At 67.3% G+C, this 19,560-nt stretch carries 21 protein-coding genes and 1 pseudogene; 11 read left to right on the top strand and 11 right to left on the bottom strand.

Going from position 1 to position 19,560, the window contains the following annotated elements:
• The 5 genes from AC5RVS_RS10930 to AC5RVS_RS10950 are packed head-to-tail and all read left to right on the top strand — an operon-like array spanning position 1 to position 3,126.
• Entirely contained in the window at positions 1–213 is a 213-nt protein-coding gene (locus AC5RVS_RS10930) for a DUF2997 domain-containing protein (protein WP_493987854.1), read from the top strand.
• Entirely contained in the window at positions 194–1,003 is an 810-nt protein-coding gene (locus AC5RVS_RS10935; RefSeq protein WP_494108132.1) for a 4Fe-4S single cluster domain-containing protein, read from the top strand. The genes AC5RVS_RS10930 and AC5RVS_RS10935 overlap by 20 nt, the downstream gene beginning before the upstream one ends.
• Positions 1,000–1,482, top strand: a complete 483-nt coding sequence (locus AC5RVS_RS10940) for a hypothetical protein (RefSeq protein WP_494108133.1) — start codon at positions 1,000–1,002, stop codon at positions 1,480–1,482. Before AC5RVS_RS10935 ends, AC5RVS_RS10940 begins: the two co-directional genes overlap by 4 nt.
• Positions 1,469–2,293: a ComEA family DNA-binding protein gene (locus tag AC5RVS_RS10945; RefSeq protein WP_494108134.1), complete on the top strand. Its 825-nt coding sequence runs from the start codon at positions 1,469–1,471 to the stop codon at positions 2,291–2,293. The genes AC5RVS_RS10940 and AC5RVS_RS10945 overlap by 14 nt, the downstream gene beginning before the upstream one ends.
• The gene (locus tag AC5RVS_RS10950) at positions 2,293–3,126 is read left to right on the top strand and encodes a ComEA family DNA-binding protein (RefSeq protein WP_494108135.1); all 834 of its coding nucleotides are present in this window, start codon (positions 2,293–2,295) and stop codon (positions 3,124–3,126) included. The genes AC5RVS_RS10945 and AC5RVS_RS10950 overlap by 1 nt, the downstream gene beginning before the upstream one ends.
• Positions 3,127–3,227: 101 nt before the next feature.
• Here AC5RVS_RS10950 and AC5RVS_RS10955 read toward each other — a convergent pair whose 3' ends face one another.
• Positions 3,228–3,605 (bottom strand): hypothetical protein, encoded by a 378-nt coding sequence (locus AC5RVS_RS10955; RefSeq protein WP_494108136.1) that lies wholly within the window; start codon positions 3,603–3,605, stop codon positions 3,228–3,230.
• 142 nt (positions 3,606–3,747) lie between these two features.
• Here AC5RVS_RS10955 and AC5RVS_RS10960 point away from each other — a divergent pair, with 142 nt between their 5' ends.
• Complete coding sequence (locus AC5RVS_RS10960) at positions 3,748–5,100, top strand: MFS transporter (protein WP_494108137.1); 1,353 nt, start codon at positions 3,748–3,750, stop codon at positions 5,098–5,100.
• Positions 5,101–5,191: 91 nt separating this feature from the next.
• Here AC5RVS_RS10960 and AC5RVS_RS10965 read toward each other — a convergent pair whose 3' ends face one another.
• The 5 genes and pseudogenes from AC5RVS_RS10965 to purN form a co-directional block, all read right to left on the bottom strand.
• Entirely contained in the window at positions 5,192–5,353 is a 162-nt protein-coding gene (locus tag AC5RVS_RS10965) for a hypothetical protein (protein ID WP_494108402.1), read from the bottom strand.
• 70 nt (positions 5,354–5,423) lie between these two features.
• Positions 5,424–5,774 (bottom strand): annotated as a pseudogene (locus tag AC5RVS_RS10970) (DUF6318 family protein); the annotation flags it as partial.
• A 163-nt stretch (positions 5,775–5,937) separates the two neighbouring features.
• On the bottom strand, positions 5,938–6,528 hold the full coding sequence (locus AC5RVS_RS10975) for a hypothetical protein (RefSeq protein ID WP_494108138.1): 591 nt from the start codon (positions 6,526–6,528) through the stop codon (positions 5,938–5,940).
• A gap of 299 nt (positions 6,529–6,827) precedes the next feature.
• Positions 6,828–7,493 (bottom strand): DUF6318 family protein, encoded by a 666-nt coding sequence (locus tag AC5RVS_RS10980; protein WP_494108139.1) that lies wholly within the window; start codon positions 7,491–7,493, stop codon positions 6,828–6,830.
• 207 nt (positions 7,494–7,700) lie between these two features.
• Positions 7,701–8,258 carry a phosphoribosylglycinamide formyltransferase gene (gene purN / locus AC5RVS_RS10985; protein WP_494108140.1) on the bottom strand — a complete coding sequence of 186 codons (558 nt, stop codon included), beginning with the start codon at positions 8,256–8,258 and terminating at the stop codon, positions 7,701–7,703.
• Positions 8,259–8,299: 41 nt separating this feature from the next.
• Between purN and AC5RVS_RS10990 the strand changes: the two genes are divergently transcribed.
• Positions 8,300–8,710 (top strand): hypothetical protein, encoded by a 411-nt coding sequence (locus AC5RVS_RS10990; protein WP_494108141.1) that lies wholly within the window; start codon positions 8,300–8,302, stop codon positions 8,708–8,710.
• 1 nt (position 8,711) lies between these two features.
• Here the strand turns inward: AC5RVS_RS10990 and AC5RVS_RS10995 are convergent, their stop codons facing one another.
• The 3 genes from AC5RVS_RS10995 to AC5RVS_RS11005 form a co-directional block, all read right to left on the bottom strand.
• Positions 8,712–10,013, bottom strand: coding sequence for a cell division protein PerM (locus AC5RVS_RS10995; RefSeq protein WP_494108142.1), 1,302 nt, complete (start codon positions 10,011–10,013; stop codon positions 8,712–8,714).
• A gap of 448 nt (positions 10,014–10,461) precedes the next feature.
• Positions 10,462–10,590, bottom strand: a complete 129-nt coding sequence (locus AC5RVS_RS11000) for a hypothetical protein (RefSeq protein ID WP_493978854.1) — start codon at positions 10,588–10,590, stop codon at positions 10,462–10,464.
• Positions 10,591–10,696: 106 nt separating this feature from the next.
• On the bottom strand, positions 10,697–11,443 hold the full coding sequence (locus AC5RVS_RS11005) for a sulfite exporter TauE/SafE family protein (protein ID WP_494108392.1): 747 nt from the start codon (positions 11,441–11,443) through the stop codon (positions 10,697–10,699).
• A gap of 100 nt (positions 11,444–11,543) precedes the next feature.
• Between AC5RVS_RS11005 and AC5RVS_RS11010 the strand changes: the two genes are divergently transcribed.
• The 4 genes from AC5RVS_RS11010 (at position 11,544) to AC5RVS_RS11025 (ending at position 17,423) form a co-directional block, all read left to right on the top strand.
• A complete protein-coding gene (locus tag AC5RVS_RS11010; protein ID WP_494108143.1) occupies positions 11,544–12,713 on the top strand; it encodes a glycosyltransferase family 4 protein in 1,170 nt (389 codons plus the stop codon).
• A gap of 59 nt (positions 12,714–12,772) precedes the next feature.
• Complete coding sequence (locus tag AC5RVS_RS11015; protein ID WP_494108144.1) at positions 12,773–13,168, top strand: hypothetical protein; 396 nt, start codon at positions 12,773–12,775, stop codon at positions 13,166–13,168.
• Between the two features lie 206 nt (positions 13,169–13,374).
• A complete protein-coding gene (locus AC5RVS_RS11020; RefSeq protein ID WP_494108145.1) occupies positions 13,375–13,803 on the top strand; it encodes a DoxX family protein in 429 nt (142 codons plus the stop codon).
• A gap of 131 nt (positions 13,804–13,934) precedes the next feature.
• Positions 13,935–17,423: a DEAD/DEAH box helicase gene (locus AC5RVS_RS11025; protein ID WP_494108146.1), complete on the top strand. Its 3,489-nt coding sequence runs from the start codon at positions 13,935–13,937 to the stop codon at positions 17,421–17,423.
• A gap of 50 nt (positions 17,424–17,473) precedes the next feature.
• Here AC5RVS_RS11025 and AC5RVS_RS11030 read toward each other — a convergent pair whose 3' ends face one another.
• The gene (locus AC5RVS_RS11030) at positions 17,474–17,614 is read right to left on the bottom strand and encodes a hypothetical protein (protein ID WP_493987837.1); all 141 of its coding nucleotides are present in this window, start codon (positions 17,612–17,614) and stop codon (positions 17,474–17,476) included.
• A gap of 155 nt (positions 17,615–17,769) precedes the next feature.
• A complete protein-coding gene (locus tag AC5RVS_RS11035) occupies positions 17,770–19,560 on the bottom strand; it encodes an ABC transporter transmembrane domain-containing protein (RefSeq protein WP_494108147.1) in 1,791 nt (596 codons plus the stop codon).

The following is a 19,560-nucleotide window of genomic DNA, read 5'->3' on the forward strand; positions in this document are numbered from 1 at the left end:
ATGGACCAGCAACAACTGATTGTCACGGTCAGGCCCGATGGCGCGGTATCGGCCGAGACGCGCAACATCTTCGGCGCCGAGTGCCTGGACTACATCACGGTTTTGGAGGATCTCCTGGAGGCCGAGAGCGTCTCCAGTTCCTACACCGAGGACTTTAACCGCACCGCCGCCACCACCAGCGACTACGTCCACAATGAGTCAGCCGAGCGGTAGCCCCGGAGCGCCCGGGCAGCCGGGCGGCCCGGTCCTGGAGCCCCGCCTTAACAACGGCTCCGCTCCGGCGCCGGCCGATGCCGGACTCATCCGTCACGCGCGGTTCCTCCCGGCCACCGAGGCCGAGGGACCGGGCCGGCGCGCCGCGCTCTGGCTGCAAGGCTGTTCCATCCGGTGCCCCGGGTGCTTCAATCCCCACCTCTGGGCCGCCCGCGGCGCCGAGCTCGTCCCGACCCGGCAATTCGCCGCCGACCTCGTCGAGCAGGCGGTGGCCGCGGGCGCCGAAGGCCTGACCCTGCTGGGAGGCGAACCCTTCGAACAGGCGGCGGCCAGCGCCGTCGTCGCGCGCGCCTTCCAAGCGGCCGGCCTGTCCGTGATGACGTTCACGGGCTACCTGCACCGTGACCTGCGGAGGTGGGCCACGGACCGCGAAGACATCGCCGGCCTGCTGGCTGCCACCGACCTGCTCGCCGACGGACCGTACCTGCGGGACCGGCCGGAACTGCACCGGCCCTGGATCGGTTCCACCAACCAGGGCCTGACCGCGCTGACCGAACGCTACCGCGACCTGCTGGAGGACATCGCGGCCCAACCGGACCGGATCGAGATCCGGGTCGCGGCCGACGGCACCGTCGGACTGAACGGCTGGGCCACCGACGACCAACTGGACGCCCTGCTGGCGGACCTCGGCGCCCGGGCCGACCGCCCGGGTGCCGACCGCCGCCCGCTCGCCCCCGCCACCATGCCCCGTCCGGTTCCGGCCGGCGCTCAACTAGGAGAAACCCCATGAGTGTTTCCGTTCTGCTCATCCCCGCGGCCATCGCCGCCGTCGCCACGGTCAATGCCGCCTTCGAGGGCAGGGCCAAGAGCCGCGCCTCGGACACAATGCCGGAGGTCGAAGCCGTGCCCCAGGTCCAGGTGGGCACCCGGATGCGGGACCTAAACCTGCTGCAGGCCGCCCTGGAAGATACGCAGGCCAAGGTCGCGCGTGTCACCGAGGTTTCCATCGACGCCGCCTGGGCAGACGTGGCGGCGGTCTTCGAACGCGACGCCGACGGCATCTGGCAGGTCCACTTCAGCGGCGAGGACATCGACCGGCGCCGCGCGGCCGAGATTGTCCAGGCCATCGACGCGGCCTACGCCCGGCGGGTCCAGCAGGCGGTCGTGGAGAAGCTGCGGGAGCGCGCGCACACCGCCGGTTTGCAACTCGCATCGGAGACGGTCGAGGAAGACCAGAGCGTCACCATGGTCCTGAATGTCCGCCGCTGAGCATCCCGCCGCGCTCACGGGCCGGACCGGAACGCCACCGGTCCTCTGGCTGGGCGTCGCCAGCCTGTGGCTGCTGCTGCCGCTGTTCGGCGTCGGGGTCATGGGTTGGGCCGGGTTCTTGATCATGGGCCTGCTGGCGCGCCGCGCTGCCTGGATGTCCGCCGGCGGCCTCTACCTGGTCGCGCTGCTGGTTTCGCTGTTCATGAACGAAGAAGCCGGCCCCACGGCCCGCCTCCTGCTCTGGGCCATCAGCTCGCTGCATGCGCTGGGCATCAATCCGGCCTGGCTGCGCAACCGCTGGGCCCAGGCGTCCCGCTCCTCCGGCAGCGCGTGGACTGCCCTCGTCCGCCGGACCCCAGCGGACAGCGCCATGGACAGCACGACGGCGATGCCCACCGTCCGGGCACTGTTCCGCCGTCGACCCCGCACCGCCGCGCCGCTCCCTGCAGGAACAACCCCCGCCCCTGTGGGTGCCGCCGCCGAACTCCTCAACGATCCCCGGCTCGACGCCGCCAGTTATTACGCGGGCACGACCAATTTGGGAGCCGGTACGTTTTCCGCGCCGCCGGCCGAGCCCGTGGACGTGAACACTGCGCCGGCGGCAGCCCTGCAGAAGCTGCCCGGGATCAGCAGGCACAAGGCGCGCAAGGCCGTGCGGTTGCGCCAGGAGCGCGGCCCCTTTCGAACCGTGGCGGACTTCGCCGCCGCGCTGGACGTGCCCAGACCAGAGCAGGCAAGGCTGAACCGGCTGGTGGTCTGCAAACTTCCGCCGGCCAAACCAGTTCCTTTCGGAAGGTCGGTGGATTACTGATGTCATCGGCCCAACCGAGCCTGAAGTGGAATCTGCGCCAGAGCCTCTGGCTGCTGGTCCCCTTGGGAACCTTCGGGTTCCTGGGCGGGGCTGCCCTGCTGGTGGTCGGTTCACGGGCGGGGCGGCCGCTGTGGTGGATCCTCGGCCTGGTCCACCTCACCCTCACCGGCGTGGCCATGGCCCTGGTCGACGGCACCGGAGTGCAGGAAGAAATCGCAACGTGGCTGCTCCTGACATGCTGGCTGGCCGGCAGCAGCTTCGCCGTGGCCATCAATCCCGAGTATCTGCGGTTCAAGTGGGACCGCGACCGCGGCGCGGCCCGTCCTTCGCGCACCACGGGGGCAACTACACGGTCGCGCTCCGGTAGCCAACTTAACTCCCGCGGACGGTCGCGCAACCGGTCCGGCCCGAGCAGCCCCAGGTCGGCGCCCCGTAGCCGTGCCGGTACCCGCAACGGCGCCTCGGCCCCCAGAGCGGGTACTTCCGGGGAGTCCCGTGCGGCTGGCCGGGGCCAGACAGCCCCTGCCGGAGCACCAGCCCCGCAGGCTGCGGCTCCGGCGGTTGCATCACAGCCGAAGGCCGATGCCACGATCGAACCGGTTGATGTGAATGCGGCCACCCCCCGCGAGCTCGAAACGCTGCCCGGATTCTCGCGTGCGCTCGCGAAGAAGGCCGTCCAGGTCAGGGAGGAGCGCGGCGGGTTCACCTCCGAACAGGACTTCGCCGCCGCCCTTGACCTGCCACCGCACGTGTTCCAGCCGCTCCGCAGCCGCATCTCCTGCGGCCGCCTGCCGCAGGCACCGCCGTCATTCGGGCGGGTGGTGGACTACTGAGGCCGGCCAGCCACCTCACGGCCCTGGTACGTGCGGCTTGCTGCGCCAGGACCCGGCGCTTGGGAAACCTCGGGGACCCGACGCGCTTTTGGTTCTCCCAGTCAGTCAGCACTCTGAGCGCTCGGGGCCGAAGCTGCGGACTGCGCCGACACGGGTGAGGGAGCGCTCTGGGCCGAGACCGGGCTGGCGGGTGACTGGGCGGATACCGGTGACGGCGCGCTCTGGGCGGACACCGGGCTGGCCGGGCTCTGGGCAGTAACGGCGGACGTCGCGGTCTTCACATCCTGCTGGTCCAGATTCACCGCCGCCGGGGACACGCTGGTGTTCACGACGGGGGCAACAGCCGGTGCTTGCGCGGTCTGGACGATGCCCGGTCCCAGATCCTGGCTCCCGAAGCCGGAGTCCGCGACGGCGGCGCCGGCACCGATTGCCATGACGCCCAGAGTTCCGGTTGCGATCCACAGAGTGCGCTTGTTCATGTTGCTGCCTTCCATCGTGCGGTGGGGTGCTGATGACTCAACAATGCACGTCCAACGTGAGAGGTTCAGGAGAACTCAATGAGAACGTTCTCATCTGCCGCGCGACTAAAGTATCCATAGCAACTCCCCAGGAAGGCCACGAATGACGCAGACCGCTCACCTGCCCACCGGCGACCAGATCGTGCAGGAACTCCCCTGGCGCTGGCGGGTGCAGGGCAAGATCTTTCTGCTTGGCGGCCTCGGCTTCATGTTCGACGCGTGGGACGTCACGCTTAACGGCGTCCTGATCCCGCTGCTGTCCGACCATTGGGACCTCGTTCCGGCGCAGGCCGCCTGGATCGGCACCGCCAACCTGATCGGCATGGCTCTGGGCGCCTTCATCTGGGGATCGATTGCGGACATCATCGGCCGTAAAACGGCGTTTGCTGCCACGTTGCTGGTCTTCTCAATCTTCACGGTCCTCGGAGCCTTCGCCCCGGACATTGTCTGGTTCTGCGTTTTCCGGTTCATTGCGGGGTTCGGACTTGGGGGTTGCGTTCCCGTGGACTATGCGCTGGTCGGCGAATTCACACCGCGGCGCCTTCGCGGGCGCGTCCTCACAGCCATGGACGGCTGGTGGCCGGTCGGGGCTGCACTCTGCGGTGTCGTCTCGGCCCTCATCATGGCCACCGTGGCCGATTGGCGCTTCACCATGCTGATCATGGTTTTGCCTGCGCTGCTGGTCTTCTGGGTCCGCCGGTCGGTGCCTGAATCCCCGCTCTATCTGGTAAGCCGGGGCCGAACGGCGGAGGCCGAGCAGGTCATCAACAGCATGATCCAGCGAACCGGCGCGACCGTTCGTGAATGGCGGCTGCCTGAACCGAGCGAAGCGCCGCGGTTGTCTGCCGTCAACGTCTTGGCGCAGTTCCGCGCAGTCTGGAAATTCAACTGGAAAATTACGACGGCGGCGTGGGCCTTGTTTTTCAGCATCCTGCTCGTCTACTACCTTGCCCTGACCTGGATGCCGGTCATCCTGATCGACGCCGGATTCGCAGCGGCGCGGGCGTTCCTAACTACAGCCGGCATGGCCGCGGTCGGTCTGGTGGGCGTCGTCATCGCCGCCTACTTCGTCGAGAAGACCGGGCGGAAGTGGATCCTCGCCATCACCGGGCCGTTGTCCGCACTGACGCTGGTCGTCGTCGCACTCATGATCGATGTCCCCCCGGCGGTCGTTACGCTGCTGCTGGCCTACGGCATGATCGTGCAGATTGCTATCCCGGTGCTGTATACCTACGTCTCCGAGCTCTACCCCACCGAGCTGCGCGGGTCAGGCTTCGGCTGGGCGTCGACGTTCTCCCGCGTTGGCGCGGGCTTCGGCCCGCTCATCTTCGCCTCGGTCATGTGGCCCTATCTGGGGCTGGCTTGGTCGTTCGCCATCGCCGGAGTCCTGGTGCTGCTCGCCGTGTTGTGGATGGCGCGCTTCTCCCCCGAGACCAAGGGCGCCGAGCTTCTTTAGTGCCGACGTTTGCCGACCCAGTGCCGCAGACGCAAAGCGCCCTCCCGTCAGCAGGCGGAAGGGCGCACGCGCATTGGACGTGTCCGGGTGTTTACTCGGGGATCTCGGCGTCCGGCGTCTCTTCGACCGACACCATCGACCACGCGCCGTCGGCGTAGTTGGCAGTCACCGTCAGAGTGGTTCCGTCCGAGTCCCATTTCTTGGTCTCGACGGTCTGGCCGTCCTTGTCCAAGGTGGTGCGGGCATCTTCCATTAAACGGAACCACGGCGCTCAGGTTGCCCGCCTCGTCCTTGGCCTCATCCAACGCCACGACGTTCAGCGCCTTCGGCTGCCCGCCGGCAATCCAGCCACCGCCCGCGTAAACGGCCTCGAGGGCGTCAGCCTCGGCCATGCAGCTTGCGCAATCCGCGGCAACTTCACGCATCAGGTCTGCTTCACCGGTCTGGACCGCGTAATTCTTGGCGTCAAAGTAGTAGTACGTGAAGGACGCCAGGCCTTCGGCGGTGTCCTCGGCCATCCGATCGTTCTTTTCCGGAGTCCGCACGTTCTGCGCCGGCGCTTCGGTGGTAGCCGCCACCGGTTTGTTGCTATCGGCTGGCTTGTCGGAACCGGCTTCGCTGCCGCAGCCGACAAGTGCAATTGCTGCCGCGGCCAACACAGCACCCGACATCATCAAACTTCTTCATGGTCTCCCCCTGGGATTACGGTGTGATGGTGCCGACTGCTGCGCGTCTCGGCGGCGACAGCACCGTCACATACCCTATCGCCGGGCCGACCCGAAAATCTGAAAAAAGTGCTTCAGGTGTTGCAGCTCACAGCGCAAAAATGATTCTCAACTAACAGCCCGCGCCCTCGGTATTCTCGAGGCAGTTATCCGCATAGTTATTGACCACAGAGCGCCAGACGCTGATCGCCACAGGAGCGGAACCGAAATCAGCAGTGTTGGGAATCGGAATCTCTTGGCCCCCATTCACAGAGTAGTAGCCCCTGAAAGTGGTAGTCAGGAGGATCTGAAAGTCTCCCGTGTGTTGGTAGACGTGACTCGTGGCCGTCTGCTCACCCCAGCGTTCGGGTGGCACCGGCCCGCCTGGGTCTGAGACGGGGCCAAAACCACTACCGTCCCCATAAGTCCAGGCATAACCCACGGGCTCAACCCGAATCACGACTTCTTGGCCGAGCATATTGAGTTCGAAGACCTGCTCATTAGCCACGGCGTAAATGTTTGTGTGAGCTCCCCTGAGTGTGTGTTCATTCGGCTGAAGTAAGACCTCTCCCGCCACCACCGGACGTTGCTCAAACTGATGCTGAATACGCGAGGCGATTTCTTCAAGAACATCGACAGGATCCTCTGAATAGATACATGCAGGGTTACCGAGAGGCATCCAACTGGACCGGTCAGTTCCTATAAGGCCGGTGTACCACTGCACCAGTCGCGGCCTTTCCCCCTCAGTGCATCGGTCTCGTTGCTCCAAGCAAGGGGCGCTTTGGTGGCTCTTGTCCTCCAAACAAAGCGGCTCGAACCGATATTCATTCGGGTCCGTTGGCAGGGCACTGAAGGATCGGTGCCACATGCCGGATGCTGGGTCCCGCAGCCACGATTCTGCAGTAGCGTAGTCGTCCAGGTAAATGCCGTCGATACGATCAGCCATGGATGGCGCTGAGATCAGTGTCAGGGACATGCACAACACAGCCGTACTCAGAAGCTGCGTGACGCGCCCGATCATCCTCAACCAATTTTCTCGACGTTTTTTGCCACCCAATGCCCATCTTCGTATATTGCAATCATTATCAGCACTGACGAATCAACCGGTTCGCCGTTGAGCATGCTACTACCGTCAGAACTGTAAACGTCGATTGCCTCTTGCGCATGCTGGAATAGGATCTGGTATTCGCCATCTGACGTAGGCTTGAAGTTCGTTTGTGCTGTTGCGGGAGTTAGCGCACCGCCAACAACCCATCCGCCCCCCGCGTAAATATCGGGAATGCCACTCGCTGCATTTTGGCAGGCGGTGCAATTGTCGCCGCTGATGGCCTTCATTGGCCCCAAATCGCCTGTTGCATACGCGTAGGTCATCGTTTCTAGCCAGTAAGCCGAGAACGCTGTTAATCCCTGTTCAGTCTTTTCTGTGGCGGCCTCTGGGAGTTCTGGCACTGGCACATTTTCCGCGGGGCCTTCCTCGGTTGCCGGTTTGTAGGTCGGCGCGGCTGACGCCGTTGGAGCCGGCGTCGGAGTCTCGCTGGATGCCGTAGAAGTAGCGGGTTGAGGCGCACCGGAGGGCTCGGCTCCGGCAGGGCCGGTGCAGCCTGATAGGGCGAGGGCCGCCGCTGCGATGAGCGGGGCGATGATTCTGGCGGCGCGCGTTGTTACTGAGAGTGGTAGCTGCTGGCTCACTCAGACCCCCGTGCTGGTCGGGCTAGACGCTAGGTGCGTGCCAGTCTAACCAGACGCCTCAGCGGATGCGGGGTTTTCCACAGGTTTGGTCTGCAGCAGGTCAAAACCTCCGGCTTCCCTTGACAGCGGCAGGCCATGCGGCGGTGTGCAAGGGAAAAGCGAGCCAGCGCGTCGTGGCGAGGCACCGGCGTCGTTGTTCAGCTGAGGCTAGGCCAGCTTGGCGAGGGTCTGCACCAGAAGTTGGCGTTCCTCCACCTTGATCCGCTCGTGGAGGGATTCTTCGGTGTCGTCGTCGAGCACCGGCACTGCCGCCTGGGCGAGGATGGGTCCGGTGTCGACACCGGAATCGACCAAATGCACCGTCACGCCGGTGATCTTGACGCCGTGGGCCAGGGCATCGCGCACGCCGTGGGCGCCGGGGAACGAGGGCAACAGCGCCGGGTGGGTATTGACCAGCCGGCCCTCAAAGCGGGCGACAAATCCGGCGTCGAGGATCCGCATGAACCCTGCCAGCAGCACCACATCCGGCTGGAAGGCCGCGGCGGCCTCTTCCAAGGCCCGGTTCCATTCCGGCCGGGTGGCGAAGTCCCCGGGAGCCACGGTGAACGTCTCAATGCCCGCCGCGGCGGCACGTTCCAGGCCGCGGCAGCCGGGCACGTCGCTGCCCACTGCAACGATCTCGGCATCCAGGCGGCCGTCGCCGATAGCGTCGATAACGGCCTGAAGATTGGTGCCGGAACCGGAAACGAGGACCACGATGCGCATGGAAGCAACTTTATGCGTCTCTCTCGCCTAGGCTTAAACCCATGTTGCAGAACACGCGCCCGGCGCCGACCGAGGAACAGACCAAGTCGGCGGGGCTTTTCATCCGTGTTTTGCTGCTGTTACTGGCTTCCACCTTCCTGGCAACGGCGCTCCCGCTCCCCTGGAAGGCCGTGGCTCCCGTGCTGGCCGTGGCAAGCGTCGTGGTGGCCGTGGTCGGATTGGTCAAAGCGGTGCGCGCCGGTCTGCCGGGCTCGCTCCGGCTTACCTATGTACTGGGCATCGGCGCGAGCGGATTCTTCCTGCTGACCACGCTGGCGCAGGTGCTCTTCTGGCCGCTGACGGCCGATTTCGAGGCTTGCAACCAGATGGCTGTCACGCAGTCCGCACGCGAAGAATGCCTGGCCGCCTATGAGGACAAGCTGCTGAACCTGAACGATCTGCTGAACCCGTAGGTTATTTCCGGCTGCGGGACTTGGCCGGTTCGCGTTCCAGCCAGGGGGCCACCGCGTAGCCGAGCATCGTTCCCACGGCGACCTCGCCCGCTACCCAGAGGGCGGTCCAGACCGGATCCGGTCCGATCTCCGTCAACCGCCCGATGCCCAGCGAACCGTTGGACAGCCACACCAACCCGGCGGCCGCGGCCCCGGCAACAGACCCAACGAACAGCCCCAGGACCACCGTGGATCCGGATGCGGTGAACCAGCGGGCTTGGATCTTGATGGAGAGCCACTCGTCGAAATGGTTCTCGCCCTCGCGCAGGAACCACCATCCGGCCAACACCCCGGCAAGCACGGGCAAGGCCAGAGCCGCGAGTCCGTAGGTCAGCTCGCCGGTAGGCAGCGCGCCCAGCACCGGAAACGCCGGCATCGGGCCCACCGTGGTGGCCAGCGGCCCGATGGAACTGCCGGATCCGATAGCGAAGCCGGCCCCCGAGGACCATGCCAGCGTCCACACCACGAAATTCGGGACCAGCCCAAGCTGCGCCACCGTCAGCACGGCACCGCCGATAATGCCCGCGCCGAGCTGTTCGTAAATCTCCACGATTTCAGCCCAGTGCAGGCCGAGATCCACGGCGAGCAGCAGTGCCGAGAGTGACACCGCGGCCGTCACCGCCAGCAGTCCCGCGCGGACGGCTGCCCAGACGTAAGACCCGGCCCAGCGTGAGTGCTGGCTGGTACGTGCCACCCATGCTGCCGCATCCACGCCGATCAACCGCCCCCACGATCCCGCCTCCCGGTACGCGCCGACGATCAGCCCGGCACCGGCGGGCAAAAGCGGGATGAGCGCGCCGGCCAGAGTGGAGATATTCACTTCGTCGGTGCGCACCATATAGGCGGTTGCGCCTCCCGCCGCAGCGTAGGTTCCCAGCGCGCCGATCAGCGCCTGCCAGAGCTGGTCGGTGTAGGACGCCCGTGCAAGGCGCCGTCCGGCGCGCCAAGACAGAAAGAACGGGACGAGCATGAGTCCCAGCGGCACCAGCGATATCGTGCCGCGCAGCGTTTCCGCCGAACTTGAGCCGGTCTGGATGGCCAACTCCAGTGGGACGCCGTGGATCAGCAGCCACGCCTGGCCACCGAGCCGGGCGAGCGAATCGAAACTGCGGTCGTCGAAACCGTCCGCGAACCACACACCCACCAGCGGCAGCAACACCAGGATGGCCGAGAGCAGGGCGCACTGAAAGAACTCGAAGACACCCTGCAGCCACAGGGGCATCGGCAGTCCGGCCTGACCGTCCGGTCGCGACGTGAGTTTCATTGCTTCTATGGTGCCAGTCCGGCCGCCCTTGCCCGTTCAGCGACTCGGTGCCGTGGCCATCGGCACACCGCCAGCGGCCGCCGACGTTGCCGACGCAACGGGCGCCGGCCCTATTGGCGGCGGGCGTTGCTTGGCAGGGGGCGCCGACGTCGCTAGAGCCAGCGAGGCCTCGATTGCAACGCGATACCCGGGCTGCTTTTCGTACAATGCTGGAAAAATAGAATGGGCGGCCGGATGACATTTGACATCAATCCGGCCGCCCCGCAGGCGGATATTCGCTCAACGGAAATTCAACGCAGGAAAACAAATTCCGCGGACTCTTTCCGTGGCTCCGCCAGTCTGCAAGAACCGTGTTCCCGCGGTTCTTCCGGACCCGCTGGTCCGCGCCCCTCGAACTGCAGCCCCGCATCGCGCTGCCGTTTGCGCGGACCCCGGCGGTTCCGGCGTGCTAGCGCTTGCGGCGCTTGGGAACGGTTTCGTTCTCCAAGACCGCCTTTTCGCGCTTTTCGGCACGCTTTTCTTTAATGCTTCTGCCCTGTTTTTTGGCACTCTCGCGTGACGGCGTTTTACCTGACATTCGTGCTCCTCTTTCTCAAGCGGGATGTCTTGCTAAAGACCATACCCGCTTTGGGAAATAAAGCCAGCCCCGATTTCCGGCCGCATAAAATATCGGAAAAGTGCCTTCAGGCCAGCAGGTCCGCCAGTCCCTTGGCCAGCGCACCGGCCGCACCCAGAAAGGCGAGCACGACAACTGCGGTCCTGGCGTGCTCGTCCCGCAGCCGCCGGCCGAGCCGTTCGCCGGCAACGATGCCCATGATGATCGAGAGCACAATCACCGCCCACATCCACCACTGCAAGTGCGGCACGCTGCCCGGATCCACCGCCAGCTTGGCGCCGACGGTGATGAGGCACAGCTGAAGGAAGAATGGCTGCAGCGTCGCCGCGAACCGGCGCGGCGGCCAGTGGGACAAAATGGCGTACGCGCTGACGGTCGGGCCGCCCACGCCCGCGAGCGCGTTGGTCAACCCGGAGCCAAAACCAGCGAGCACCTTAGGCAGCTGCCCGGAAACGGTGACTTGGGCGCGGCCCAAAGCCACAGCGACGGCCAGCCCGGCCATCACCACGCCGCCCACGACGGCGGACAGCACTGCGGGCGGGACCTGCACCGCGAACCAGGAACCCAGAACCGTGCCGGCGGCGGCAGGGACGGACAGCCAGAGCAGCAGGGTCCAGTCGATCTCCTGCCAGACCCGGGGCACAATCAGTCCGCAGGAGACGACGGCGCAGATGTTGATCATCATGATGCCCTCGTGCGGCCCGAGCAGGATCGCCAGGATCGGTGCCACCAGCAGCGCGAACCCGATGCCCGCGATGCGCTGGGCCACCGAACCGAAGAAGATTGCGCCGGTGATCAGCGCCAGGAGTCCCATGGTCACCCGACCACCCTCCCAGAGTGGAGTTAGGCCGCCGTTCACCGACACGATCACACCTGCTTGCCTGCCGGTCGCCGGCCGCGGGCAGGCTGGAGGCGTGAGGATAGCTATCGTTGCCGAATCGTTCCTTCCGCACATGAACGGGGTCACCCAGTCGCTGTTGCAGGTGATCGCCCACTTGCGGCGCCGCGGCGACGACGTCCTGGTGATCGCACCGGCGTCGTCTTGGCTGGAAGACACCGCCCCGGCCACGGTGGACGGCTACCCTGTGCACCGTCTGCCGTCCATCCCGCTGCGCGGCTATCCCAACGTGCGGGTGGCGGCCGGAACCGTAACCCGCATCCGCCGGGTGCTGGCTGACTTCCGTCCGGACGTGGTCCACGTGGCGTCGCCCTTCATCCTGGGCTGGCGTGCGGTGCAGGCCGCCCAGCAGCTCGGCCTGCCGACGGTCTCCATCTACCAGACCGAGGTGCCCGCCTACGCAGCCCGCTACGGTGCGCCGTGGTTGCAGGAGCTGCTGTGGCAGCGAGTGGAGAACATCCACAAGGCCTCCACCCTGACGCTGGCGCCGTCGTCGTTCGCCATGGAGCAGTTGCGCAGCCGCGGCATCCGCGTCCACCTGTGGCGCCGCGGCGTGGACACCAGCCGTTTCCATCCGGATAAGCACGACGCCGGCTGGCGGGCATCCGTGGCGCCGCACGGTGAGCGGATCATCGGTTACGTGGGCCGCCTGGCGGCGGAGAAGCAGGTGGAGGACCTGGCCGTGCTGGCCGACCTCCCCGGCACCCGGCTGGTGGTGGTCGGCTCCGGTCCGCTGAAGGAGGAGCTGCAGGAGATATTGCCCGGCGCACACTTTGCCGGTTTCCAGAGCGGCGAAGACTTGGCCCGGCATGTGGCTTCCTTCGACCTCTTTGTACACCCGGGCGAATCGGAAACGTTCTGCCAGACCATCCAGGAGGCCATGGCCAGCGGCGTGCCCGTGGTGGCGGTGGGCCGCGGCGGTCCGGTGGACCTGGTGGACCCCTCGCGGACCGGCTGGATCTACGAGCCCGGGAAGTTGGACCAGCTGCGCGGGTACGTCCAGGATTTGGTGGGCGATGACACCAAGCGCCGGGCGCTGGGCAGGGCAGCTTTCGACTCGGTGCAAGGGCGCACCTGGCCGGTGCTCTGCGAGCAGCTGGTGGACTATTACCGGCTGGCCATCAGAGTCAAGCGCCGCGCCCTTAATCTCGAAGCCCGCGGCGTGCTTGGCTTTCTGGCCGGGTGAAAGCTTCAGCCCGAGCCAGGACCGGTGGACGCCCTCCCTGCTTCCACTAGGATGTGGCCATGCCCACAGAAACTGGTTCCTTCCCGTCCGACAATGGATCCTCCCTGGCGCAGGGGCAGCGCGCGCCGGCCGGGCAGTCCGTACCGGAGCGGCTGGCTGAGCAGCTCAAGTCCCTGGGCGTTGCCCGGACCTACGGAGAACCGCTGCAGGTGGGCGGCGACACCGTGGTGCCCGTGGCCATGGTCTACTACGGATTCGGCGGCGGCGGCGACTCCGAGGGCGCAGCCGGCGGTGGCGGCGGCGGTGGCGCTGTTCCGCTCGGCGCCTACATCGGCCACGGCAGCGGACCCGCCACGTTCCGGCCGAATACCGTCGCGTTGTACGCCGTGCTGATCCCCTTGGTCTGGATGGCAGGGCGGGCGGTGGCACGCGTGATCCGGGCCGCCAAGAAGTAGTAGGGAAGCGCCGGTTGCGGAGCGGGCCAGTGGCACGCGTGGTCCGGGCCGCCAAGAGCTAGGGGCAGCGACGGTTTAGGGAGCCAGCGTGCCATAAATACCGGGCCCGGCGATCTTCCCCCAGCGTGCGTGCTCCCGCCCTAGCGGACACTGCGGCAGGACCGTAGGCTCGAACATGACAGCCACCTACCGGAGAAGGACATCCGATGAAACTGAGCCATATCCCCCTGCGCCTGTCCACCGGCGCGTTCATCTTCAACTCCGGCCTGGGCAAGCGGAAGCTGGACAGGGACAGTGCCGCGGCCATGCAGGAGATGGGCAGCCGCGCGATCCCCCAGTTGAAGGAAATGGACCCCGAGAAGTTCGGCAAACTGCTCGCGTACGGCGAGATCGCCCTCGGCGCGGCCCTGCTGCTGCCGTTCGTGCCCAGCCGGCTGGCCGGCCTGGGCCTGGCCGCCTTCTCCGGTTCAATGCTGGCCATGTACTTTAACACCCCCCACATGACCACCGAAGGCGGCGTCCGCCCCAGCTCCGAGGGCACTCCCTTGGCCAAGGACCTCTGGCTGCTCGGCATCGCGCTGGCGCTGATCCTCGACACCAAGGACAAGAAGCCGAAGGTCCTCAGGACGCTGTAGCTTTCACGGCAGGACGGCGGCGGAGCCTGCCCTCCGCCGCCGTCCTCCCCCGTCCACAGCGCCAGCGGCCCGTGCCGGACGACGGTTCCAGCGTGACCGGCCGCCGGTTCCAGCGTGAGATGATGGAAGCCATGGCCGCTCTCACTTTTCCGCTGGTTGACGTCAGCGAAATCATCCGGTTGGTGGGCGGCGCCGCCTTTGCCCGCGGCAAGATTTACGCCTCCGACGGCTCTGTCGCAGAACCCGCCTGGGATCCCTCAGTCCGGCTGCTGACTGCCAAAGTCATCGGCACCGCCGCCTTGCCGTACCGCTGCCGGATCTATTTGGAAACCGGCAAGGGCGGGCAGTGGCGCCCGGCATCGTCCTCCTGCAGTTGCCCGGTGGGCGACGACTGCAAACACGTGGCCGCCGTGCTCTTGGCCAGCAACAGCCGGCACGTCATCTCCAGCCAGGCCTTTGCGCGCGAGCCGGAACCGGAACCGGCCGGCTGGCAGGATTCGTTGGAGGGACTGATTGGCGGCAAGCCGGACTCCACCCGGCAGGACACCGGCAAGCCGTCAAAGGCCAAGGCGAAAAGCACGTCCCCGCTCGGGCTGCAGTTCGAGCTCATGGAGCCGGGTCGCCGGGAGGACCGCCAGTACCGTCCCTCGGGTCTCTCCCTGCCGCAAGCCTCCGCGGCGGGTCAGAGCTGGACCCGCAAGGCCGGCAACCGGCTCCGCGTCGGGGTCCGTCCCGTGCTGCAGAACGAGACCGGCCGATGGATCCGCAGCAAGCTGCGCTGGAACACCATCAGCTACAAGACGTACGGCCTGCCGCTGGACCCCGAACAGCACCGCTGGTTCAGCCAGTTCGCGCCGTTGCACCGGGCCACCGGCCTCACCTACTTCGGCGAAGACAACGACTGGCTCTTCCTGGACGAGTTCAGCAGCCCGCTGTTGTGGGAACTCTTCACCGAGGCCAAGCGGCTGGGCATTGCCCTGATCGGCGCCAAGGCGGACACCGTCGTCGAGGTCCGGGAACAGGCCGTCATCGGTTTGGACGCCCACCGCGACGGCGTGGCGGCAGCCTCGGTGGCCGAAGCCGCCGAACCTCCAGCTGACGCCGCCGCGGAAGCCCCCGAACCTCCAGCTGAAAGCGCCGCGGAGCCTCCAGCCGAAGCCCCCGCCCCGGAATCCGCCGGAGAAACCCGGCCGGTGACCGACGACTTGGTCCTTACGCCGTCGCTGCGGATCGACGGGCGGGAACTGCCCACCGAGACGGCGGGCATCGTCGGAACGCATGGCGTCTACCACTACGCCGTCGATGGACAGACCGTCATCACGCTGGCTCCGACCGGGCATCCGGTGACCGAGCAGGAAGCGAACCTGCTGCTCTCCGGCACGCCGCTGACCGTGCCGGCCGCCGACGTCGAGCAGTTCATGGAGCGCTACTACCCCGTGCTCAGCCAGCGCATCGCTGTGGTCAGCAGCGACGACTCGGTGAGCTTCCCGGAGATCGTACCCCCGGCGCTGGTGCTGACCGCGTCCTACCGCAAGGGCAACGTGCTGCAGCTCGGCTGGCACCTCGAGTACCGCCACGGGGACAAACCGCTGCGCCTGCCGGTCGATGAGGAACCCGACGGCAGCCACTACCGCGATCTGCCGGCCGAGCAGGACCTGCTGGAGGCGGCCGCAGCCGTGCCGGGCGTGGGCACGACGGCGGCGCGCACCCTGCGGGACATGGCCACCGTGGATTTCACCCGCTACGCGCTGCCGGCGCTCGAACAGCTCGACGGCGTGCGCGTGGATATTGTCGGCGACAAGCCCGAGTACGAGGAGCTCACCGAGGCACCCGAGCTGACCATCAGCACGGTGGAGACGGATGAGAGCGACTGGTTCGACCTGGGCGTCATGGTCCGCGTGGCCGGCCGCACCGTCCCGTTCGGGAACATCTTCAAGGCCCTGGCCCGCGGGCAGACCAGGCTGTTGTTGGTGGACAAGTCCTACCTGTCGCTGGAGCAGCCGGTCTTTGACCGGCTCCGCCAACTCGTGGACGAAGCCCGCCACATGCAGGACCGGGAATCCGGCGAACTGCTGCAGATCAGCCGCTACCAGGCGTCCCTCTGGGAGGACCTGGAGGAAGTCGCCACCGAAACGGTGCAGGCGCGCACCTGGCGCGAATCGGTGCAGGGCCTGCTGGAACTGGAAGCGGTGGAACAGACCCCGCTGCCGGCCGGGCTGGACGCCGACCTCCGCCCCTACCAGGCCGAAGGCTTCAACTGGCTCGCCTTCCTCTGGAAGCACCGGCTGGGCGGCGTGCTGGCCGACGACATGGGACTGGGCAAGACGCTGCAGACCCTGGCCCTGCTGCTGCACGCCAAACAGCAGGGCGAACCGGCCAGCGCCAGGCCGTTCCTGGTCGTGGCACCCACCTCGGTGGTGTCCAACTGGGTCCACGAGAGCCGGCGCTTCGCCCCCGACCTCCGGATCGAGAGCATCACCGACACCCAAAGCCGCGGCCGGCCGCTGTCCGAGATCGCCGCGGACACCGACGTCATCGTCACTTCCTACACGCTGTTCCGGCTGGATTTCGACACCTACAAGGAGATGAACTGGGCCGGGCTGATCCTGGATGAGGCCCAGTTCGTCAAGAACCGCGCCACCAAGGTCCACCAGTGCGCCCGCGATCTGCACGCGCCCTTCAAGATGGCGATCACCGGCACGCCCATGGAGAACAACCTCATGGAACTCTGGTCCATCTTCTCCATCGTCGCGCCCGGGCTCTTCCCGTCCGCGGTCCGGTTTGTGGACCAGTACCAGCGGCCGATCGAACGCAGCCAGGACAAGGAGCTGCTGCAGAAACTGCGCCGCCGGATCAAACCGCTGATGATGCGCCGCAGCAAGGAGGCCGTCGCCGACGACCTGCCGGCGAAGCAGGAGCAAATCCTCGAGGTGGAGCTGACGCCCAAGCACCGGCGGATCTACGACACGCACCTGCAGCGAGAGCGGCAGAAGGTGCTGCGGCTGGTCGAGGACATGGACAAGAACCGGTTCACGATCTTCCAGTCGCTGACCCTGTTGCGGCTCTTGAGCCTGGACCCCTCGCTGGTGGATCCGAAATACTCGTCGGTCCCCTCCAGCAAGCTTGGCGTCCTGTTCGAGCAACTGGAAGACGTCCTCGGCGAGGGGCATCGGGCGCTGATCTTCAGCCAGTTCACCAGCTACCTGAAGAAGACCGCCCAGCAGTTGGACGCGGCCGGCATCGAGTACTGCTATCTGGACGGCTCCACCCGCCGCCGCGCCGAGGTCATTGAGAAGTTCAAGAGCGGCAACGCGCCGGTGTTCCTGATTAGCCTCAAGGCCGGCGGGTTCGGCCTGAACCTCACCGAAGCCGACTACTGCTTCCTGCTGGACCCCTGGTGGAACCCGGCGACCGAGGCGCAGGCCGTGGACCGCACGCACCGGATCGGCCAGACCAAGAACGTGATGGTCTACCGGATGGTGGCCCGCGGGACGATCGAAGAGAAGGTCATGGCCCTGAAGGAACGCAAGGCCAAACTGATCGCCTCGGTGCTCGAAGACGATGCGATGTTCTCCTCCAAGCTCACCGCCACCGACATCCGCGGGCTGTTCGGCGAGTAGCCGGCATCGGCAGTTCCTCAGCGCACCCGGCGCCCGGCCGCCGCCGGCGCCTACTGCGTCATGATCTGCAGCAGCCGCCAGCCTTCGGGCACCTGCGCTTCGATCGCGGCCTTGGCGTCGGCATAGGTATCGCCCTCGGCCGACAACTCCTTGGTTTCCACCGGCTGAATGATTCCCACAACTTTGACCACGGACTAAAGATATCCCCGCCCGGCCAGGCTCCCCGGGATGCGGCGTCGTGCTTCCGCTCACGCCCGCGGCCGGCAGGGCGTAGTCCCGGCTCCGCCGGCCGGGGGCGCGGGTCCCTCCGGCGCATCGCTTCCATCATGTGTTCCTTCACCGGCAGTTATGTGCCTTCCGCGTGCCGGCGCCAGACCAGGTCCAGGCCGGCGTGGGCGCAGTCAATGTTCCATTCCGTGTAGTCCACGCCGAGCGAGTCCGGATGCTCGGAGGCGAACAACACCACTCCCGGGTAGTCCCGGATGAATTCCGCCAACATGGCGGTGCCCTGCCGGTCCAAATCGGCGTCGAGCCGGTTCAAGACCAGCAGCGGCGGATCACCCAGCGACGCCCTCGCCAGCATCAGCCGGGCCAGCTCGGAGGTGGTCAACGGTTCGCCGCCGCGCTTGAGCTGCGTCTCCTCGCCCCGCTCCAGTTGCCCGATCCGGCCGGCGAGGCCGACGCGTTCCAGGGCCGCCGATCCGTCGTTCGGCGAGAGGTCGGGCCGACGGTACCGCACGCTGCGGGCGATGGAGCCGCGCTCCACGTACATGCCGGCGGCGGCGTACCCCACCAGCTTCCGGCGGGTGCGGCCGCCGCTTTCCAGCAGATGCCGGCCGCCCACCATGACCACCGCGTGCGGGTCGCTGCGGATGCCGACCAGTGTCTCAAGTGCCCGGGTCTCGGCCGCCGGGTCGGCGGAGTGGATCCGGACCCGCGCGCCTGGGCCGGCGGACAAGGGCGGCACCGGGCAGTTGCGGCACGCGGCCAGGCCGTCCACCAGCACGGCCCCGTCGGGGTGGGAATCCGCCGGGGTGGAAGCCTCCGCCGGTGTGCCGGACTCCCCCGCTGTCCCGGTCGCCGTCGCCGGACGGGTCCCGGACCGGGCGGCCGATCGACGCCGTCGATCATCCCGCGCCGCAGCGGCTACCGCGAGGGCCGGACCGAGAATGCGCCGCGCGGCCCGGAAGTTTTGCCGGTATTCCACCACCCGGCCCATGTCCGTGACGGGCGCGGAGATCATCCCCACGATGGTCAGCGCGGCGGCGATGCTGGCGGTGGGCACCGCCTGCCAGGTTCCGACGGCGGCCACGGCGGCGCTGCCGAGCGAGGCGGCCGCTGCCGCCGCCCCACGGATGTGACCGGCGGCCGCGGCGCGGTGCACGGCCGCATCCACCACCTTCCGCCCGGCCTTGTCGATCTGCTTGACCTCCCGGTCCTCGCCGCCGGCGGCACGGATGGTGCCGGCGGCAATCACCGTGTCCGCGAGCCGGGCGGCCAGCCGTCCCCGTTGGCGGCGCAATTCGCGGGCGCGGTGGAATGCCGGCCGGGACAGCAGCGCCAGCCCGGCGGCCAGCAGCACAAGCGGCACGACGACGGCGAACGCCAGCACCGGGGACAGGAACCACAGTGCCGCAGCGGTTCCCACAATCAGCGGGATGCCGACGGCCAGCGGCGCGATGCCCAGCGCGATCCAGTTCCGGACGCTGGAGAGGTCGTTGGTGCTGCGCGCGATCGTCACGCCCGGCGACGGTCCGCGGTCGGTGGCCAGGGCGGAGGCCACCAGGCCCTTGCGGATCTCGTGGATGTAGTCCTGTCCGAGCTTCTCCGCCAGGACGCGCTCGACAGCCCGCAGGCCGCCCAGCCCCAGCGCCGCGGCGGCCAGGCCGAGGGCGGGAGGCAGGATCCCGGCCGCATCCGGCGCGGTGCCGCCCAGCAGCCGGGCCATCAGCAGCGCGCTCGCCCCGGCGGCCGCGGCCATCAACAGGCCGGTCCCCAGCAGGGCCGCCATCAACCAGCGGCGCCGGCCGCGCAGCAGCTTGGGCAGCGGCCCGTCGGGCGGCCGCGGAACTTTCCCCGGTGAGTCCGCCCGATCCCATGCCGCCGGCGCGGCCTTCGCCGCCTGGCCTGCCGTCAC

It is taken from the genome of Arthrobacter sp. Y3221048 (genome assembly GCF_059092685.1).

Excerpts from the sequence above, each read along its gene's own strand:
- AC5RVS_RS10965 (WP_494108402.1), bottom strand. The coding sequence starts at position 5,353 with ATGGAAGATGCCCGCACCACCTTGGACAAGGACGGCCAGACCGTCGAG.
- AC5RVS_RS11000 (WP_493978854.1), bottom strand. The coding sequence starts at position 10,590 with ATGTCAGGTAAAACGCCGTCACGCGAGAGTGCCAAAAAACAGGGCAGA.
- AC5RVS_RS11015 (WP_494108144.1), top strand. The coding sequence starts at position 12,773 with ATGCCCACAGAAACTGGTTCCTTCCCGTCCGACAATGGATCCTCCCTG.
- AC5RVS_RS10960 (WP_494108137.1), top strand. The coding sequence starts at position 3,748 with ATGACGCAGACCGCTCACCTGCCCACCGGCGACCAGATCGTGCAGGAA.
- AC5RVS_RS10990 (WP_494108141.1), top strand. The coding sequence starts at position 8,300 with ATGTTGCAGAACACGCGCCCGGCGCCGACCGAGGAACAGACCAAGTCG.
- AC5RVS_RS10945 (WP_494108134.1), top strand. The coding sequence starts at position 1,469 with ATGTCCGCCGCTGAGCATCCCGCCGCGCTCACGGGCCGGACCGGAACG.
- AC5RVS_RS10950 (WP_494108135.1), top strand. The coding sequence starts at position 2,293 with ATGTCATCGGCCCAACCGAGCCTGAAGTGGAATCTGCGCCAGAGCCTC.
- AC5RVS_RS10930 (WP_493987854.1), top strand. The coding sequence starts at position 1 with ATGGACCAGCAACAACTGATTGTCACGGTCAGGCCCGATGGCGCGGTA.
- AC5RVS_RS11005 (WP_494108392.1), bottom strand. The coding sequence starts at position 11,443 with ATGGGACTCCTGGCGCTGATCACCGGCGCAATCTTCTTCGGTTCGGTG.
- purN (WP_494108140.1), bottom strand. The coding sequence starts at position 8,258 with ATGCGCATCGTGGTCCTCGTTTCCGGTTCCGGCACCAATCTTCAGGCC.
- AC5RVS_RS10940 (WP_494108133.1), top strand. The coding sequence starts at position 1,000 with ATGAGTGTTTCCGTTCTGCTCATCCCCGCGGCCATCGCCGCCGTCGCC.
- AC5RVS_RS10955 (WP_494108136.1), bottom strand. The coding sequence starts at position 3,605 with ATGAACAAGCGCACTCTGTGGATCGCAACCGGAACTCTGGGCGTCATG.
- AC5RVS_RS10995 (WP_494108142.1), bottom strand. The coding sequence starts at position 10,013 with ATGAAACTCACGTCGCGACCGGACGGTCAGGCCGGACTGCCGATGCCC.
- AC5RVS_RS11025 (WP_494108146.1), top strand. The coding sequence starts at position 13,935 with ATGGCCGCTCTCACTTTTCCGCTGGTTGACGTCAGCGAAATCATCCGG.
- AC5RVS_RS10935 (WP_494108132.1), top strand. The coding sequence starts at position 194 with ATGAGTCAGCCGAGCGGTAGCCCCGGAGCGCCCGGGCAGCCGGGCGGC.
- AC5RVS_RS11020 (WP_494108145.1), top strand. The coding sequence starts at position 13,375 with ATGAAACTGAGCCATATCCCCCTGCGCCTGTCCACCGGCGCGTTCATC.